Source organism: Nocardia vulneris (genome assembly GCF_001613425.1).
Taxonomy (GTDB): Bacteria; Actinomycetota; Actinomycetes; order Mycobacteriales; family Mycobacteriaceae; genus Nocardia; species Nocardia vulneris.
Map to the genome: position 1 here is coordinate 221,665 of NZ_BDCI01000001.1, position 16,513 is coordinate 238,177.

Consider the following 16,513-nt stretch of genomic DNA (forward strand, 5'->3'; position numbering starts at 1 on the left):
GGTCACTCCTGTCGCTGATCGGGCGCGGGCGGGTGGACGGCCCGCGCGAAATCGCCGATCCGGCTGATCAGGCGATCGAAGAACAAGTCCTGGTCGGTGCCGATCACGATGTCCGCGTTGGGTTCGCGGCCCCACATGCCCGCCCAGTCGGCCACCGTCGTCGCGCGGGTCAGCGTTCCGGCCAATTCGACGTCGACGGTCGCGGGCCGGGTGACCGCCGAGGCCGGGTCGAGCGCGACCGCCGCCGCGAACGGGTCGTGCATGTGCGCGAGATAGCCGAGGTCGTAGAGCTGGTGGAAGTCGAAGTAGAACCGCACCGCGTCCGTGACGTGCCGGATGATCGGATTGCTCGCCGCCGACCTGGCCTCGACCGGGTCGGCCGGCGACACCGTTTCGACCGGAAGGCTGCCCGCGCGTTCGGCGAGCAACGCCAGATGCTTCGGGCGCATCTCGATGGTTTCGGTGATGTCCAGCGCGCACACGATCGGCCTGCGGGCGGGCGGGGCGGCGGAGAACGCGTCGAACACCTCCTTGGCGGCCTCGGGGTCGACGTGCACGTTCCATTCGTTGGTGGGCGTGGTGTTGCCGGGGTGATTGAACGCGCCGCCCATGATCACCAGGCGGTGCAGCAAGATCGGCAGGTCGGGCTCCAGCCGCAGCGCGAGCGCCAGGTTGGTGAGCGGCCCGGTGCACAGCCCGACGATCTCGCCGGGGTGGGCGCGCACCAGATCGACCCACATCTGCGCGGCGCTGCGCGGTGACAGTGGGCGATCCGACGCGGGCAGTTCGGCATAGCCGACACCGTGCGGGCCGTGGGTGTCCTCGGTGGTGCGCAGCGGGATCGCGAGCGGTGTCAGCGCGCCGAGGGCGACCTCGATCTCGGGTGCGCCGCACACGTCCAGCCAGGCGAGGTTGTTGGCCGCGACCTGCGGCGCGGGCACGTTGCCCGCGGTCGACGCGATGCCGATGAGCTGCGCCTCGGGGGAGGCGAGCAGGTAGAGCAGCGCGAGGGAATCGTCGACCCCGGTATCGACGTCCATGATGATCTTCTGCCGCACTCCACGAGACTAGCCGCGGTGCGCCGCGCGCTCGCCGCCCGGGACCGGTGTGGCACGGGCGTCTGGCACAAATGTCTGATCACGTTGTAACCTGGCCGGATGGGAAACCGGGAAGATCTGCTGGCGGGTGCGCGCAAAGCCATCGTCGAGCGCGGCGTCGCCAAGACCACGGCCAGGGATATCGCGGCCGCCGCGGGCGTGAGCCTGGCCGCGATCGGTTACCACTTCGGGTCCAAGGAACAGTTGATCACCGAGGCGCTCGCCGACGCGCTCGGCACGGCGATCGGCGACAACATGGAGTCGATGATCCGCGAGACCAGCGGCGTCGCGCTGCTCGCCGGATTCGCGCAGCTGTGGAACGGTATGCCGGAGGTGTTCGCGCAGAACCGGGACAGCATGGTCGCCAGCATGGAGAACATCGTGCGGGTCGCGCGGTCGAGCGAGGCGAAGGACTTCTACGCCGAGAGCCTGCCGACGATCTACCGCGAGATGGGCGCGGCGCTGCGGACCGCCCACCCGAACCTCACCGAGGAGCAGGCCGAGTCGATCGCCCAGCTGTATTTCGTGCTGGCGCAAGGACTCGGTGTGCTCTGGGTCATCGCACCGAACGGCGCACTGCCGGACGGGAACCGGCTGGCGGAGGCCCTGACGGCGATCGCGGGCGACCGCGCCGGAGGCGAATGACCGGCCGGAACCGTTGCCGCTCAGAGCTCTTCGTTCAGCACGCCCGCCGGGACGTGCCGTAGCCGCAGTACCGCGATCACCGCGAGGGCGACGGCCGCGACCGCGGTGATCGCCGCCGTGACGTGCACGCCGTGCAGGAACGCCGCCCGTGCCGCCAGCAGTACCGCCTCGCCGAGTTCGCCGGGCAGCCCCGCGCTCGTTTCCACCGCGGCACCCAGGGTGTCGCGCACCGAACGGCCGGCCTCGGCGGGCAATCCGGCGGGCAAGGTCTCGGCCAGGTCGCTGCGGTACAGCGCGATGCTGATGCTGCCGAGGATCGAAATGCCCAGTGCGCCGCCGAGTTCCGCGCCGGTCTCGGATACGCCCGAGGCCGCTCCGGCCTGCTGCGGCGGTGCGGAGCCGACGATCAGCTCGGTGGTGATGCCGAACACCGGCGCCATCCCGAGCGAACTGACGATCGACGCGGCGACCGCGAGCGCGAGGCCGCCCGTGACGGCGAGCTGCGTCATCATCACCATGCCGACCGCGGTCGCGGCCATGCCGACGCCGATCACGTACGCGGGCCGCACCACTCGCACGATGCGCGGCGCGAGCTGGGAGCCGACGATGAAGCCCAGGCCCGAGGGCGCCATCGCGATGCCGGTGCCGAGCGGGGAAAGCCCGAGCACCAGTTGGAAGTACTGCGCGACGAACAGGAAGTAGCCGAAGGCGACGAAGATGCCGACCACGTTGATCAGTAACGCGATCCGGAACGTGCCGAGCCGGAACAGCCGCAGGTCGAGCATCGGGTCGGGCCGGTGCAACTGCCTGCGCACGAACACGATTCCCGCCGCGACGCCTGCTGCCAGCGCGAGCAGCGCGGTGCCGCCGATGCCGTCCTGCGCGATCTTCTTCATGCCGAACACCAGCGCGATCATGGTCGCGACACACAGCGCCGCGCTCACCGGATCGAGTGTGGCGGCGGCATCGTCACGGAACTCCGGCAGCACCTTCGGCCCGATCACCAGCAGCAGGGCCATCACCGGCACCGCGAGCAGGAAAACCGAACCCCACCAGAAGTATTCGAGCAGCACGCCGCCGAACAGCGGGCCCACCGCGCCGCCCGCGGAGAACGCGCCGATCCACACACCGACCGCGACCGAACGCTGCCGCATATCGCGAAACATGTTGAAAATCAACGACAACGTGGACGGCGCCAGGGTCGCGCCCGCGACGCCGAGCAGCGCCCGGCACAGAATCAGGGTCTCGGCGGTAGGCGCGAAGGCGGCGATCACCGAGACCACCGCGAAGGCCGCGGCGCCGGCGAGCAGCAACCGGCGGCGTCCGATGCGGTCGCCGAGCGTACCCATCGTGATCAGCAGCCCGGCCACCATGAAGCCGTAGATGTCGATGATCCACAGCAGCTGCGAGCTGGTGGGGTGCAGGTCGGCGCTGATCATCGGCACGGCCAGGTGCAGCACCGTGAGGTCCATCGCGTAGACGAGACAGGCGAGGGCGAGCACGCCGAGCCCGATCCACTCGCGTCGCCCGGCGCGGGGCGGCGCCGCGCCCGGGGTGCGGTCGAGGGTGCTGTCCACGGGGCCGGGTCCTTCTGCTGCGATGTCCAGGAGAGTCATGCCCGTACTGACGAAACGGGCAGTTCCATCTCATCGGTCACCGCCCGGAAACCGCAAACGATTTTCCGCAGCCCGCAGCCCGCAGCCCGCAGCCCGCAGCCCGCAGCGGCTAATGCGTCCGCAACGGCCAGGCCGGCCGATCGTTGCCATAGGCCGGGGCAGGCCACGTATACGCGGGGTACTCCGCGATCGCCGGTGCGGCGGTGCACGCCTCCCCGTGATACACCGCCGTCGCGGGATCGGGCGCCGCCGCCTGCGGGTGGCGTGGCGTCCGATCCGGGGCGTTGAGCAGCCAGGAAGCGGTGCGCGCCAGCGAGACTCGCACGTCGCGTCCGATCCCGTCGGTGGCGCGCGCGGTGAGCGCGTCGATCACGCCCGCCGCGAGCAGGTAGCCGGACGCGTGATCGAGCGCCTGGGCGGGCAGCGTGCCGGGCACCGCGGGCGCGCCTTCGGCGATCGCTATGCCGGAGGCCGCCTGCACGATGCTGTCGAAGCCGCGTCGACCACCCCATGGCCCGAATTCGCCCCACGCCGAGACCCGCCCGTGGATGAGCCCGGGGCGCCTGGCGGCGGTGACTCCCGCGTGCGCGAGCGCGCCGGGCCGATAGCCGGTGACCAGCACGTCCGCGGCGGTGAGCAGGTCGTTGAACTGGGGCAACCGATCGCGCAGATCCAGCAGCGTGGACCGCTTGCCCTGCCCGGTATCGGCGTACTGCCACGGGATCTCGGGCAGGTGCGGCGGATCGACCCGCAGCACCTCCGCGCCCAGCAATGCGAGGGTCCTGGTCGCGACGGGTCCGGCGATCACCCGGGTCAGGTCGAGCACGCGCAGGCCGCGCAGTGGCTGGAAAGGTGCTGCGCCCAGGGGCAATCCGGGTTCGCCACGGTCGGGGCGGCGTTCGATGGCGACGATCGGCCCGGCGGCGGCGGAGCGGCCCGCGGGGCTCTGCGCCCACTCTTGTTCGGTGCGCACCCGCACCGCGATCGCGCCGTGCGCGGCGGCGTGGTCTTCGATATCGGCGGCCCGGCTCATCGCCATCTGCGCGACCGCGAGGTCCACGGGCGCGTCGATCGGCAGCCCGAGCGCGGTGAGCAACCGGTCGCGGTGGTGCGGATAGTTGGCGTGCGTGCGGACCCATCCGTCATAGGTGGGGAAGAACCCGGAGAGGTCGGCGAACATGGTCGCGGGCGCACCGTGGAAGCGCAGCAGCCGTTCGCTGGAGAACGCGGCGGTGATCCGGACGGGGTCGATGCGGTGCGCCACCGGGTCGAGGCCGCGGATCGTGCGCAGGCGATTGGCCGCGGCGGTGAGCGCGGCGACCGATCCGGCGGCCAGTGCCCAGACCGGTAGTGTCGCAGCGAGATTGCTGCCGGGGTCGGGGGCAGGCGTAATGGCGGAGGGGGTGACACCGATTCCGGCTTCGTAGTCGTGGACCAGCCGTGTGTGCGCGTTCACGCGAACGAGCGTAATAGTTCCAGCTGAGAAGGAGATCTCCGTGGGCATGAAGATCGAGTCGGGCGAGTGGCTGCGGGTGCTGCGGGCCGACCCGGCTCCCCGCCGCTACCTGCTGTGTTTGCCGCCGGGCGGCGGTCCCGCCACCGCATATCGTGAATTCGCACAATGTTTCGGCGCGGGCACCGCGGTGCTGGCGGTGCAGTATCCGGGTAGGCAGGACCGGCTCGGCGAGGCGCCGATCACCGATCTGTGTGCGCTCGCGGACCAGATAGCTCGAGAGGTGCTGCGGCACGGAAACCTCGACGGGCTCGCGCTGTTCGGTCACAGCATGGGCGCGACGGTCGCGTTCGAGACGGCGCGGCGGCTCGAGCGCGGCGGCCAGGCGCTCACGGCGCTGTTCGTGTCCGGCCGTCCCGCACCGGGTTTCGTGGAGACGCAGCGGTTGCACCTCGGGTCGGACGAGGACCTGATCAAGGATCTCGAACGCCTGGCCGCCGACCCGGCGCCGATCCAGATGCTGCGGGACGAACCGAGTCTCGCGGAACTGGTGCTGCCCGCCGTGCGCGGCGACTACCAGGCCGTGGAAACCTATCGGTACCCGCCGGGTGACCCACTGGCCGTCGATATCGCCGCGCTCGTCAGCACCGGCGATCCCACCATGCGACCGGAGCAGGCCGACGAGTGGCGCGAGTTCACCAGCGGAACCTTCGAGCGCACAACCTTTCCCGGCGGGCACTTCTTCGTGGACGAAGATCCCGCGGCGGTGGCGAAAGTCGTCGCGGCCCGGCTGGGCCAGTAGCGTGCACCGCGTGATAGCCGAGAAGTATTGCCGCGAACGGAACTAACGGGCCGCCGGGAGGCGGGTGGCCGGTCCGGCCGCCCGTCGCCGCAGTACGGCGTAGCCCACCCAGGAGAGCACGACGACCACCGCGACGAGCACCCGGACCGCGCCGAGCGCGCTTTCCGGATAGATCACCCCGGTGATGTAGTGGTCGATGAAACCGCTCGGCGGCAGTCCGGCCTCGCCCGCTCGATGGCGCGCCCAATTCTCCAGATGCGTGAGCGGGCAGTCGATGCCGAACAGCACCGTGCTGAATCCCCAGCCGACCGCGAGCAGGTGCGGCCAGAGGGTGCGCGGCAGGCGCCACGCCAGGTATCCACCGACCACCACGTACGCCACGAACGCGAAATGCGCGGCGGCGGTGGCATCGGCGAGTAGCCGATACAGCACACGACCAGCTTAGCGATTCCGCCTCACCACGGCGAAGGCTGGAAGTCCTTCAGGAAGCAGCCGTAGAGGTCGGTGCCCTGCTCGCCCTGCACGATCGGGTCGTAGACCCGGGCGGCGCCGTCGACCAGGTCCAGCGGAGCGTGGAAGCCCTCTTCGGCCAGGCGCATCTTCGTGTAGTGCGGGCGCTCGTCGGTGATCCACCCGGTGTCGACCGCGGTCATCAGGATGCCGTCGGCCTCGAGCATTTCGCGAGCGCTGGTGCGGGTCAACATGTTCAGCGCCGCCTTGGCCATATTGGTGTGCGGATGGCCGGGGCCCTTGTAGGCCCGGGCGAACTGGCCTTCCATCGCCGACACGTTGACGATGTACTTGCGCCGCGCGGCGGCCGCGGCCATGGCCGGCCGCAGCCGCGACACCAGGATGAACGGCGCGACCGAATTGCACAGCTGTACCTCGAGCAGCTCGGTGGGATCGACCTCGGCGACGGTCTGCACCCAGCTGTTGGTGTGCGCGAGGTCGGGCACCAGACCGCCCGCGTCGATCGCGACGCCCCGCGAAATACGTTCGGGGGTGGCCGATCCCGCGACCAGCGCGAGTTCGGCGATGTCGGCGGCGGACAGCGTCGGAGTGAGCGAGGCGGTGAGCGCGGTGGGGTGCGCCTGCATCGTCTTGCCGAAGGTGACCAGTTCGGGCAGCAGGCCCGCAGGCAGCGGTCCGGATTCGGCGTCGACCAGCGCGCTGTAGGCGCCGGGGGAGCGGCGCACGGTCTGGGCGGCGTTGTTGATCAGGATGTCCAGCGGGCCTTGCGCCGCCACGTCGTCGGCGAGCGCGACGACCTGGGCGGGATCACGCAGGTCGATGCCGACCACGCGCAACCGGTGCAGCCAGTCGGCGCTGTCCTCCATCGCGGCGAAGCGGCGGACCGCGTCGTTGGGGAACCGGGTGGTGATCGTGGTGTGCGCGCCGTCGCGCAGCAACCGCAGCGCGATGTACATGCCGATCTTGGCCCGGCCGCCGGTGAGCAGGGCGCGGCGACCGGTCAGATCGGCCCGCGCGTCCCGCTTGCCGTGGCTGCGCGCGGCGCATTCCGGGCACAGCTGGTGATAGAACGCGTCGACCTGCGTGTACTTCTGCTTGCAGATATAGCAGGGCCGCGGCCGGATCAGCGTGCCCGCGCTGGCGCCCGCCGCGCTCGAGGCCAGCGGGATGCCCGCGGTCTCGTCGTCGATCCGCTGCGGCGAGCCGGTCGCGGTCGCGGCGACGACCTCGCGATCGGCGGCCGACACCGCCGCCCTGGCCTCGGTGCGCCGCCGCTGCTTGAGCTTCTTGAACATGTGGCCGACCGCGCGCTGCACCGCCACCGAGTCGGGATGGTCCTTTTCCAGTCGCCCGGCCTCGTCCAGTACGCGCAGACAGGTCGCGAGCTCGTCCGGATCAATCATGCTTTCGGCCATCGGTGGTACAGGCATCCTTTTGCTGAGCTGGGAAATCGACCCGCTCATTGTCGCAAACGCGCGAACCGGGTTGCCGCCCGGTTGCCTGCTCGGGCGGTTACGCGCGCAGCAGCCGCAGCGTCGTGTCCGCGGTCCCGCGCAGCAGCTCGATCGCTTCGGCGGTGGTCGGCGGCCTGCTGGTGGGGGTGGCGGTGACCGAGGACAGGCGCAGCCAGCTGATCTCGTAGGTGGTCCAGCCGTGGCGGACGGCGAGGGTGATGCTGGTGGGCCGGGTGCCGCCCGGGCTCTTGCGTTGGACGAGATACGCCTCGTCGCCGAGGCCGGGCAGCGCGGTGATCTCGTCGTTCTCCGACAGCGGGGCCTGGGTCCAGGTCTGGAACCGGGCGGTGAATTCGGGACCGGGGTCGGTCTGCTTGTGCACCACGGCCCGCACCTTCACGGTGCTGTCGTCGCCACGATCGAGCGCGCCGGGCGTGCTGAGCCGAATCGTGCACGTCATCGTGTCGACGGCCGGGTGCAGCAGGCTTTGGTGCAGGGGGTATTTCGGGCCCGCCGCACTCGTGGGCGCGAGGGCGAACCCGGCGCGCAGATAGGGCGCGGTGTCGGTGATCGCGCAGAGGTTGTCCACGTGGTGATAGCCCCGCAGGTCGGGCGCGGCGGCGGCTCGGTCGGTGGCGGAGGTGGTGAGCGAGCCGACGACCCAGAGCGCCGACACCGCGGCTGCTGCGCCCAGCGCCCACGGCCAACTCTTGCCGTGCGTGGACCCGCTCCAGGTCAGCGCGCGTCGCGGCGGCACCGTGCCGTCCGGATAGGGCCGCGGAGGTGCCGCCGGAGTCAGCGGCTGGTCCAGCCAGCCCGTGTAGTCGGGGCGCGAGGGCCCCGAACCCCCCGATCCCGTCATCGCCCCGAAAATATCACCTCATCCGACGTCCCGCGGGGGTTCCGATCAGGGTCGGCCGGCGCGCAGTTCTTCCGCAGCGGCGGTGCGGCCGAGCTGGTCCGCGCGTTCGGCGAGGCGCGCGAGCAACGGTGCCGGGATCTCCGCACGGACCTCGATCAGCCCGTCCCACACCACTTTCGGGGTATCCGCGGTGAGCGCGGCGAGGAACTCGTCGAGATCGTCCATACCGTCGATGAGTTCGAGCACCCTGGCCCGGCCGTCGGCCTCCTGCGCGAGCGCGATCTGGACGAGCGTGTCGATGTTGTCGCTGCGCGCCGCGACGAGCACGGCGGCCAAGAGCTGTGCGCGGCTCAGATCGCCGATGCAGGACGCCAGGATCGGGGTCGCGGTCGCCGGCAGCGCGTCGACCAAAGGCAAAGCCTGGGACCAGAGTTCGTGTTCGGCGGTGGTGCCGATCACCGCGCGCAGCACGTCCGGGTCCTGCATGATCGGCAGGCCCGCCATGCGTCTGCGGTCGGTATCGGTCATCGCCAGGGCGATGGGCAGCATCGCGCTCCACAGACCCGCCGCATCGGCCTGGGTGACCAGCTCGCCGAGTTCGTCGTCCGGCTTGTCGGCCAGACGCGCGGCCAGGATGGCCAGCTGATCCGGTTGCAGGTGCACCGCCAGCGGTAGCAGATCCAGCCAGAAGCCCTGCTGCAACGCGGCGTTCATGATCGAGGCGAGCACCGATTCCTCCTGTACCGCAGGTCTTTCGGCGAAAGCCCGCAAGCTGTCCGGGCTCATCGCGCTGGTCACCGGCAGCAGCGAAGCCCAGGCGTCCAGCGCCCGGACCGCCTCGATCAGGCCGTCCAGTACCTCGCCGCCGAGTCCGGCCGCGAGATCGCCGAGCGCGGCCCGGTTTTCGGGACCGACGCTGTCGAGCAGGTCGAGACCCTCTGCCCACAGGCCTTGTTCGTGTGCGGTCCGGATCACCCCGGCGAGCCGGTCGGTGAACAGACCCATCAGCCGGTCCAGTGCGGACTTGTCCTCCATGAGAAAACCGACGCGCAACAGATCGGCATCGCCGAGCACCGGTGCCGCGGCGCGCATCGATTCCTCCGGTACGACGCCGACGAACCGGCTCATGGTCACGTGGTCGTCGCGCCGCAGCAGTTCCCGGGCCACGTCGGCGACCAGCCGGGTGGGTACCGACGCGATGATGTCGGCGGTGCGCCGCGGGTCCAGCTGGGCCGCGGTCTCGGCGAGAAAGCGAGCGGGCAGCGCCTTCGCGATATCGATCGCGCGGGCCGGTTCGACCGATCCGGCGACGGCCGCGCACAGCACCGGCCCGAACGCGCGTTCGGCGGCCTTGGCACTGATCACGGTCGGCACCAACTTCGTCGCCGCCGCGACCCGCCGCATCCGCGCGGCGTCGCGATCGAAGAGCAGGTCGGTGGCGCGTTCCCGGAACGCCCGGATCGCCTCGGGCGAAAGGCTGTGCAGGAACGCGAGATCCGCCGGGTCGGCGATATCCAGCAGGCGCGCGAGTTTCGTCGTTTCCGCGCGCACCATGAGTTGTGCGCTCATAAGCCGAGCGCCTTCTTCACGGCCGGCCGCATCAGCCGGGGGATCAGCTGCAGCGAGGATTCCACCGCCGCGCCGAGGCGTTCGCCGCGGGCGCTGACGGCGGTGCGCAGCAGGCGGTCGAGTTCGGCGAGGTCGGCCTCGGTGAGCCGGCCGAACTCGTCGGGCAGCGGTGCGCCGAGGGTCTGGGTCAGCGGGTGCGCCGGGTCCGGCATGGCATCTCCGTATCGGTGTCGAATTGTGTTGCGCGCGGCCGTGTTCCGGCGGCCGCGCGGGTCAGCTGCGGCGCGGGGTGATCGCGGCCCGGTCGGCGCGCAGGTCGTCGACGAAGTTGGCGATCGCCTCGGCGACCAGCAGCGGTTCGGTGACCGGCAGCCAGTGGTCCGCCGGCACGGCACAGCGCCAGAGCCGGTCCACCCAGCGGATCGAGGTGTCGTAGATGGCGGCGGGCACGAACGGGTCGGTGGAGTCCACCAGCAGTTGCACCGGTACCGCGGTGCGCCGCAGCCGCGGGCGGCGCAGATGATGCAGCAGGTTGGCCTGCGCGATCCGCCCGCCCGAGACGAGGTCGGTGCGCCAGGTGCGGGCGATCCGGGCCGGGATCGGCGAGAGCCCGCCGAGCCGCTCGACCAGCAACGTCCGCACCCGCGGCGGGTACAGCCGTCGCGCGACGGGGATCGGCCGCAGGGTCCAGCGCGCGCCGTGCAGCCACCAGCCGAGATCGCCGAGCATGCCTTTGGCGTGCGGCGCGACCGCGCGCAGCCACAACCCCAGATGATCGAGGTTGGGACCGGAAATGGCGGTGAACGAGGCGATCCGGGTGTTCGCCCGCGGATCGCACACCGCCTCCCACAGTTGCACCGCGCCCCAGCCGTGGCCGCAGGTGTGCACCGGCTGTTTCGGGCTCGCCGCGTCGATCACCGCGAAGAAGTCGGCGGCCAGCCGGTCCAGGCGGAAGTCCGCGAGCAGGGCCGGAGTGGCTGATCTGCCGTGCCCGCGCACGTCGTAGGTGATCACCCGGAAGCCGTCGCTCAGCAGGGCGGCGACGGTGGCCCACACGCGATGGGTGTCGGTGAGGCCGTGCACGAGAACCAAGGGTTCGGCCGCGGGGTCGCCCCATTCGAAAACGGCGAGATCGGCGCCGTCGGCGGTCACCGTCCACTGCCGGTCCGGGCGCGGCGTATCGGTGTCGATCAGGTTGGTCATGTTGTCAGCCTCGTTCGGGGGCGAGCTGCCGGCCGGTCACCAGGGCCGTACCGCCAGTACGTTTTCCGATACCGACAGTACGAAGTAAACCCGGGCAAGGCGAGGGGTACGCCCAGACTATGGCGTACCTCACGTCGATAACCGTACTGACGGTACGTGTATGCTGCGGTCGTGCCCCGTCCCAGCTCCCGTCCGTCGGCGACCTCCCGTGCGGAGATCGTCGATGCCGCGATCCGGGTGATCGACCGGGCCGGGCCGCGGCCGAGCATGGACGACATCGCCCGCGAAGCCGCGATGACGAAGCCGCGGCTGTACCGGCAGTTCGCCGACAAAGCCGACCTCTACACCGAGATCGGCAACCGGATGGCGAAGTCCGCCGCGGCGGCCGCGGGTAACGATCTGACGCTCATGCTGCAGCCCCCGCGCGCCGCGCTGCGCCGGGTGCTGACGGGTTACGCCGACAGTATTCTGCAGCATCCCAATGTCTTTCGCTTCCTCGGCCAGGCTCAGGTGACCCAGCAGTCCGACGGCACCGTGCTGCAATTCGACCTCGGCCGTGCCGCCTCGGACCGTTTCGCCCGGCAGGCGCGCGAGATCGCCGAGTCCATTCCGATCCAGACCGCGGGCATCGACTATCTGTCGCGCGCGGTGGTCGGCGTGGTCGTCTCGATCACCGATCTCTGGCTGGCCGATCCGGCGCCGTCGACGCGCACCGCGGAATTCGTCGACCAGGCCACCGAATTCGTGTGGGGCCTGATCGACGGTTTCCTGCGCAGGCAGGGCATCTCCGCGGATCCCGACACCCCGATACTCGCCTCGCTCACCGCCGTCAATCAGGCGCAGCGGCCCACGGGCTGACCGCTCATCAGCGCTTTCGCTGCCCGCGGCGCACTCTTGTGCCAGCCTTGTTGACAGAGTGCCAATAGTGCGCGAATCTGATGCGGAAGCACCGAGCGAGCAAAGGATCTGAGATGGCACGCGCCGCGTGGAGTGACGACGAGGTCGAGGCGGTTCGCGACCTGGCGAAGGCGTTCTTCGAAAAGGAGGTGGTCCCGCACGAGGAGAAGTTCGTCGCGCAGGGCCATCCGGATCGCGCGCTGTACAACCGCGCCGGCGAGCTGGGCTTGCTGTGCACCGCCATCCCGGCCGAATACGGTGGTGGCGGCGGCACTTTCGCGCACGAGGCGGCGATCATCGAGGAGCAGACCCGGGCGGGCGACGGCGCCTTGGGGATGCCGGTGCACACCTCGATCATCGCCCCCTACATCAAGGAATTCGGGACCGAGGAACTCAAGCGCCGCGTGCTACCCAAGGCGGCCGCGGGCGAGATCGTGCTCTCCATCGGCATGACCGAGCCGAGCACCGGCTCCGACCTGCAGAACATCAAGACCCGCGCGGTGCGCGAGGGCGACGAGTACGTCATCACCGGCTCGAAGATCTTCATCACCAACGGCTGGCTCTGCGACGGCATCGTCATCGCCGCCAAGACCGACCCGACCAAGGGCGCGGCCGGGGTCTCGCTGATCTACGCCGACGTGTCCGACGACACTCCGGGGTTCAAGCGTGGCCGCATCCTGAACAAGATCGGCGGCAAGGCGCAGGACACCGCCGAGCTGTTCTTCGACGGCCTGCGGGTGCCCGCGACGAATCTGCTCGGCGAGTCCGAGGGCCTCGGCTTCTATCAGATGATGCAGATGCTCGCGCAGGAACGCCTGGTCACCGGCATTATCGCGGTCGCGATGATGGAGCAGGCCGTGCAACTCACGATCGATTACACGAAGGGCCGCGAGGCGTTCGGCAAGCCGCTGTTCGCGATGCAGAACACCAAGTTCGAACTCGCCGAGTGCGCCACCCTCGCGAAGATCAGCCGTACCTTCCTGGACGACTGCATCGGGAAACACCTGCGCGGCGAGCTGGACATCCCCACCGCGGCGATGTCGAAGTACTGGCTCACCGATCAGCTGGGTATCGTGGTTGACCGCTGCCTGCAACTGTTCGGCGGCTACGGCTACATGACGGAGTATCCGATTTCGCAGCTTTACACCGGCGCCCGCGTCCTGCGCATCCTGGCGGGTAGCAACGAGGTGATGAAGGATCTCATTGCCCGGTCTCTCTGATACCACGAGTGAGACCGCGGACGGTGCTGCGTCGCCGCGCCGCCGCAGGCTCGAACCCGACGAGCGGCGCGCGCAGATCCTCGCGTGCGCGATCGACATGTTCGGCGAGCGGCCCTACGCCGCGGTCTCGACCGCCGAGCTGGCGCAGCGAGCCGGTGTCGCGCGCGGTCTGATCAACCACTACTTCGGCAACAAGCGCGATCTGTATCTCGCGGTCGTGCGCCGGATGGTGACGCTGCCCAAGCTGGACGACATGATCGTGCCCACCGGCACCGAGCGCGAGCGAGTCGACGCAAGTGTGCACTGGCTGCTGGACACCATCGCCGAGCACGGCAGCACCTGGGTGAAGGTGACCAGCCACGAGGGCGTCGGCGACGACCCCGAGGTGCAGCAGATCCTCGATCAGGCCGACGACGCCGCGGCCGAACGCCTGCTGCTCATGATCGGCCTCGCCGATTCGGCACGCAGTGCGGCATTGCGCGCGATGGTCCGCGCCTACGGCGGGCTGGTGAAAGTGGCGGGGCGCGAATGGATCACCCGCGCCACGCTGACCCGGCCGCAGGTGCACGACCTGCTCGCCGACATGCTGACGACCCTGGTCACCGAATCGCTGCCGCGGGTGGACCGCAGGCACTGAGCGTGCCCGCGGTCGCCCGGGTCAGTTGCCGGTTTCGGGCGCCACCTCGGCGGCCGCCGGCGCCGCGCTGTAGCGCACCGGCCGCCGAGTGCCCGGCGCGTGCCCCTGCCGCCCGTACTTCAGCTCGATGACTTCCTCCCGCCGGTGCTCGACCACCAGCGCACCGACGCCGAGGATCCACAGCGTCGCGGTCGCGATCGCGCCGATCTGGACCCAGTCGCTGAAGCCGTACCCGGCCGCGGTGAGCGTGCACGCCATCGCCACGATGCCGAGTGCGCACAGGATCAAGCCGGGCACGTTGTAGTTGTCGCCGAGCAGATCGCCGGCCTGCGCATGCCACGGCCGATCGTCGCGGCCGTCGGGATCGGTGCTACCGAACATGGTTCCTCCTGAGAGTCAGCGCAAGATCAGTGACACGGAGCGCGTGCGAGACCGCACGGTGTGCTCAGCATGAACTGTCGTCGCACGAAACGGCGCGCAACGTTGTCGGTTCGTTATTACGGTTGCATCACCGTATTTCGACCTTTCGGATGATCCGGCCGCCGTCGGACCCCTATTGTGGGTCGGGATATCGGGGCGGGTCCGGAGTGTCCGAGGTTCCTGCGCGGTGTGTGGTGTGGAGAGGGAACCTGGCATGGCACGGGCAGAACGCCGTGAAACGGAACGCTGGCCTGCGGCAGCGCAGCAGGACGATCGGTGGCCGGAGGCGGCGGAGGAAGAGCGCTGGGGCGAAGCCGACCCGGACGAGCGGTGGCAGGAGCCCGTGCCGAGCCGCCGCCGCACCGGCCGGCTGCGGGTGGAGATCCCGCCCATCGTCAACCCCTACGCGATCGTCGCGCTGGTGGCGGCGTTGCTCGGGTTGTTCCCGGTCGCCATCGTGTTCGGCTTCATCGCCTTCTCCCATCCGCGGGGCCGGGTGATGGCGCTGTTCGCGCTGCTGATCGGCGTGGCCGAGGTGACGGCGCTGGTGGGTTTCGTCGTGCTGGCCGGAAACGTGTTGCCCGACAGCGTGACCCGGGCGAACAAGCCGACGATGAACCTGTCGGCGCAGGCGACGACGGAGCGCCCGGCGCCGCCGGTGATCACCACCGTGGTCCCGCCGTCCGCGGCCCCGAGCGTGACCGCCACCTCGGCGAGCCAGAGCAACCTGAAGAAGGGCTCGGCCTGCACCGAATCGCAGGCCGGCCAGATCGGCACCGGGGCGGACGGCACGACGCTGCTCTGCCTGCAAAGCGCGAGCAGCTACCAGTGGTCCGGCCCGGTCAACGTGTCCACGACGACCCAGCAGCCGGGCACGAAATGCGATGGCACCACGGGCAAGACGGCCCGCACCGCCGACGGCCGCGCGCTGATCTGCGAGAACCCCGGACGCAACGGCACCTGGGCGCTGTGGACCACCGAATAACCTGGACCACCGAATAACCGGCCCGGTCTACTCTTCCTTCTTGGCCCGGCTCGGCTGCACCCGCGGCGGTTCGTTCGGCATCTTCGGATACTGCGGCGGCCACGGCGCGTCGAGCAGACCCGAGGCCATATCCCGCTCCGACATCTCCAACAGCGGCGCGATGGACTGCGGCGTACGGTCGGCCCACGGATCGCCGAACTCGGTCAGCCGCGCGGGCACGGTGGCGATGGTGAGTTCGTCGGGCACGACGTCGGCCAACGCGTCCCAGGTGATCGGCGTGGACACCTGCGCGCCGACCTTCGGGCGCACGCACCACGCACCGAAAACCGTTTTGTGCGGCGCGTTCTGATTGAAGTCGACGAATACCCGATTGCCGCGCTCTTCCTTCCACCACTGCGCGGTGATCTCGTCCGGATGCCTGCGCTCCAGTTCCCTGGCCAGCGCGACGGCGGCCGCGCGCACCTGGTAGCCGTCCCAATTCGGTGCCAGCGCAACGTAGATGTGCAGACCGCGTGAGCCGGAGGTCTTGATCCGCGACTCGATGCCCAGCTCGGTGAACAGGTCGCGGGTGAGCCCGGCCGCCCGTCTGAGATCGTCGAACGTGATGCCGGGCGACGGATCGAGGTCGATCCGCAGTTCGTCGGCGATCTGCAGATTGTCCGCCCGGTTCGGCCACACGTGGAAACCGAGACAGCCCTGGTTCACCGCCCACAGGATGTGCGCGAGGTCGTGCGCGACGAGCGCGTCGCTGGTGGTGCCGTTCGGTGTGGACACCTCCACGGTGTGCAACCAGTCCGGCGCCGACTTGGGCACCCGCTTCTGGAACCACGACTTCCCGGACGCACCATCGGGATACCGCTCCAACAGCAGCGGCCGCCCGCCGACGACACTCAGGAACGGCTCGGCCACCGCCTGGTAGTAGCGGACCAGGTCCAGCTTCGTCTCGCCACGCTTGGTGAAGTAGACCTTGCCGGGATTGCTGATGGTGACGGTCCGGCCGTCGACCTCGATATCGACCGATTCACTCATGCCTGCACCTCGCTGGCGCTCGGTTCCGTCATGCGCGAGGCACGCTGTGACATGGTTCGCTCACTACGTTCGCTCATGACTCCACCTCGCTGGCGCTCGGTTCCGTCATGCGCGAGGCGCGCTGTGACATGGTTCGCTCACTACGTTCGCTCA

At 69.9% G+C, this 16,513-nt stretch carries 17 protein-coding genes; 6 read left to right on the forward strand and 11 right to left on the reverse strand.

Translation table 11 applies throughout. The annotated features are described in order from the left end of the window. Positions 1-2: 2 nt before the first annotated feature. Positions 3-1,058 (reverse strand): nucleoside hydrolase, encoded by a 1,056-nt coding sequence (locus tag NVU01S_RS00930; protein ID WP_280140893.1) that lies wholly within the window; start codon positions 1,056-1,058, stop codon positions 3-5. Positions 1,059-1,157: 99 nt separating this feature from the next. Between NVU01S_RS00930 and NVU01S_RS00935 the strand changes: the two genes are divergently transcribed. After that, on the forward strand, positions 1,158-1,742 hold the full coding sequence (locus tag NVU01S_RS00935; RefSeq protein WP_043681688.1) for a TetR/AcrR family transcriptional regulator: 585 nt from the start codon (positions 1,158-1,160) through the stop codon (positions 1,740-1,742). 20 nt (positions 1,743-1,762) lie between these two features. On the opposite strand, the gene NVU01S_RS00940 is transcribed toward NVU01S_RS00935, so the two are convergent. Further along, a complete protein-coding gene (locus NVU01S_RS00940; protein WP_043681691.1) occupies positions 1,763-3,319 on the reverse strand; it encodes an MFS transporter in 1,557 nt (518 codons plus the stop codon). A gap of 148 nt (positions 3,320-3,467) precedes the next feature. Then, positions 3,468-4,814 (reverse strand): CoA transferase, encoded by a 1,347-nt coding sequence (locus tag NVU01S_RS00945; protein ID WP_082032447.1) that lies wholly within the window; start codon positions 4,812-4,814, stop codon positions 3,468-3,470. A 46-nt stretch (positions 4,815-4,860) separates the two neighbouring features. On the opposite strand from NVU01S_RS00945, the gene NVU01S_RS00950 reads away from it, so the two are divergent. Then, positions 4,861-5,613, forward strand: coding sequence for a thioesterase II family protein (locus NVU01S_RS00950; RefSeq protein ID WP_043681752.1), 753 nt, complete (start codon positions 4,861-4,863; stop codon positions 5,611-5,613). Between the two features lie 42 nt (positions 5,614-5,655). Here the strand turns inward: NVU01S_RS00950 and NVU01S_RS00955 are convergent, their stop codons facing one another. From NVU01S_RS00955 to NVU01S_RS00980, 6 genes are all read right to left on the reverse strand, one after another. Continuing rightward, positions 5,656-6,045: a DUF2784 domain-containing protein gene (locus NVU01S_RS00955; protein ID WP_043681694.1), complete on the reverse strand. Its 390-nt coding sequence runs from the start codon at positions 6,043-6,045 to the stop codon at positions 5,656-5,658. A 23-nt stretch (positions 6,046-6,068) separates the two neighbouring features. Beyond that, positions 6,069-7,499 carry an SDR family NAD(P)-dependent oxidoreductase gene (locus tag NVU01S_RS00960; protein ID WP_043681755.1) on the reverse strand — a complete coding sequence of 477 codons (1,431 nt, stop codon included), beginning with the start codon at positions 7,497-7,499 and terminating at the stop codon, positions 6,069-6,071. A 97-nt stretch (positions 7,500-7,596) separates the two neighbouring features. After that, positions 7,597-8,400, reverse strand: a complete 804-nt coding sequence (locus NVU01S_RS00965) for a hypothetical protein (RefSeq protein WP_052281381.1) — start codon at positions 8,398-8,400, stop codon at positions 7,597-7,599. Between the two features lie 45 nt (positions 8,401-8,445). After that, positions 8,446-9,969, reverse strand: coding sequence for a hypothetical protein (locus NVU01S_RS00970; RefSeq protein ID WP_043681697.1), 1,524 nt, complete (start codon positions 9,967-9,969; stop codon positions 8,446-8,448). Then, positions 9,966-10,181 carry a hypothetical protein gene (locus NVU01S_RS00975; protein WP_014984771.1) on the reverse strand — a complete coding sequence of 72 codons (216 nt, stop codon included), beginning with the start codon at positions 10,179-10,181 and terminating at the stop codon, positions 9,966-9,968. The genes NVU01S_RS00970 and NVU01S_RS00975 overlap by 4 nt, the downstream gene beginning before the upstream one ends. A 61-nt stretch (positions 10,182-10,242) precedes the next feature. Continuing rightward, positions 10,243-11,172: an alpha/beta fold hydrolase gene (locus NVU01S_RS00980; protein WP_043681700.1), complete on the reverse strand. Its 930-nt coding sequence runs from the start codon at positions 11,170-11,172 to the stop codon at positions 10,243-10,245. Between the two features lie 171 nt (positions 11,173-11,343). Here NVU01S_RS00980 and NVU01S_RS00985 point away from each other — a divergent pair, with 171 nt between their 5' ends. The 3 genes from NVU01S_RS00985 to NVU01S_RS00995 all read left to right on the forward strand — a co-directional run bounded on the left by NVU01S_RS00985 (position 11,344) and on the right by NVU01S_RS00995 (position 13,926). Next, the gene (locus NVU01S_RS00985; protein ID WP_043681762.1) at positions 11,344-12,030 is read left to right on the forward strand and encodes a TetR/AcrR family transcriptional regulator; all 687 of its coding nucleotides are present in this window, start codon (positions 11,344-11,346) and stop codon (positions 12,028-12,030) included. Between the two features lie 113 nt (positions 12,031-12,143). Further along, on the forward strand, positions 12,144-13,289 hold the full coding sequence (locus tag NVU01S_RS00990) for an acyl-CoA dehydrogenase family protein (RefSeq protein WP_043681705.1): 1,146 nt from the start codon (positions 12,144-12,146) through the stop codon (positions 13,287-13,289). Continuing rightward, a complete protein-coding gene (locus tag NVU01S_RS00995; protein WP_043681708.1) occupies positions 13,273-13,926 on the forward strand; it encodes a TetR/AcrR family transcriptional regulator in 654 nt (217 codons plus the stop codon). The genes NVU01S_RS00990 and NVU01S_RS00995 overlap by 17 nt, the downstream gene beginning before the upstream one ends. Positions 13,927-13,947: 21 nt before the next feature. Here the strand turns inward: NVU01S_RS00995 and NVU01S_RS01000 are convergent, their stop codons facing one another. Further along, the gene (locus NVU01S_RS01000) at positions 13,948-14,307 is read right to left on the reverse strand and encodes a hypothetical protein (RefSeq protein WP_043681711.1); all 360 of its coding nucleotides are present in this window, start codon (positions 14,305-14,307) and stop codon (positions 13,948-13,950) included. Positions 14,308-14,560: 253 nt separating this feature from the next. On the opposite strand from NVU01S_RS01000, the gene NVU01S_RS01005 reads away from it, so the two are divergent. After that, positions 14,561-15,331 carry a DUF4190 domain-containing protein gene (locus tag NVU01S_RS01005; protein WP_043681715.1) on the forward strand — a complete coding sequence of 257 codons (771 nt, stop codon included), beginning with the start codon at positions 14,561-14,563 and terminating at the stop codon, positions 15,329-15,331. Positions 15,332-15,358: 27 nt separating this feature from the next. Here NVU01S_RS01005 and ligD read toward each other — a convergent pair whose 3' ends face one another. Then, complete coding sequence (ligD, locus tag NVU01S_RS01010) at positions 15,359-16,360, reverse strand: non-homologous end-joining DNA ligase (RefSeq protein WP_043681718.1); 1,002 nt, start codon at positions 16,358-16,360, stop codon at positions 15,359-15,361. Between the last annotated feature and the right edge of the window lie 153 nt (positions 16,361-16,513).

Bases quoted from the DNA above. Each gene is read 5' to 3' on its own strand.
- NVU01S_RS00935 (WP_043681688.1), top strand. From the start codon at position 1,158: ATGGGAAACCGGGAAGATCTGCTGGCGGGTGCGCGCAAAGCCATCGTC.
- NVU01S_RS00950 (WP_043681752.1), top strand. From the start codon at position 4,861: ATGAAGATCGAGTCGGGCGAGTGGCTGCGGGTGCTGCGGGCCGACCCG.
- NVU01S_RS00960 (WP_043681755.1), bottom strand. From the start codon at position 7,499: ATGGCCGAAAGCATGATTGATCCGGACGAGCTCGCGACCTGTCTGCGC.
- NVU01S_RS00965 (WP_052281381.1), bottom strand. From the start codon at position 8,400: ATGACGGGATCGGGGGGTTCGGGGCCCTCGCGCCCCGACTACACGGGC.
- NVU01S_RS00970 (WP_043681697.1), bottom strand. From the start codon at position 9,969: ATGAGCGCACAACTCATGGTGCGCGCGGAAACGACGAAACTCGCGCGC.
- NVU01S_RS00975 (WP_014984771.1), bottom strand. From the start codon at position 10,181: ATGCCGGACCCGGCGCACCCGCTGACCCAGACCCTCGGCGCACCGCTG.
- NVU01S_RS00980 (WP_043681700.1), bottom strand. From the start codon at position 11,172: ATGACCAACCTGATCGACACCGATACGCCGCGCCCGGACCGGCAGTGG.
- NVU01S_RS00990 (WP_043681705.1), top strand. From the start codon at position 12,144: ATGGCACGCGCCGCGTGGAGTGACGACGAGGTCGAGGCGGTTCGCGAC.
- NVU01S_RS01000 (WP_043681711.1), bottom strand. From the start codon at position 14,307: ATGTTCGGTAGCACCGATCCCGACGGCCGCGACGATCGGCCGTGGCAT.
- NVU01S_RS01005 (WP_043681715.1), top strand. From the start codon at position 14,561: ATGGCACGGGCAGAACGCCGTGAAACGGAACGCTGGCCTGCGGCAGCG.
- ligD (WP_043681718.1), bottom strand. From the start codon at position 16,360: ATGAGTGAATCGGTCGATATCGAGGTCGACGGCCGGACCGTCACCATC.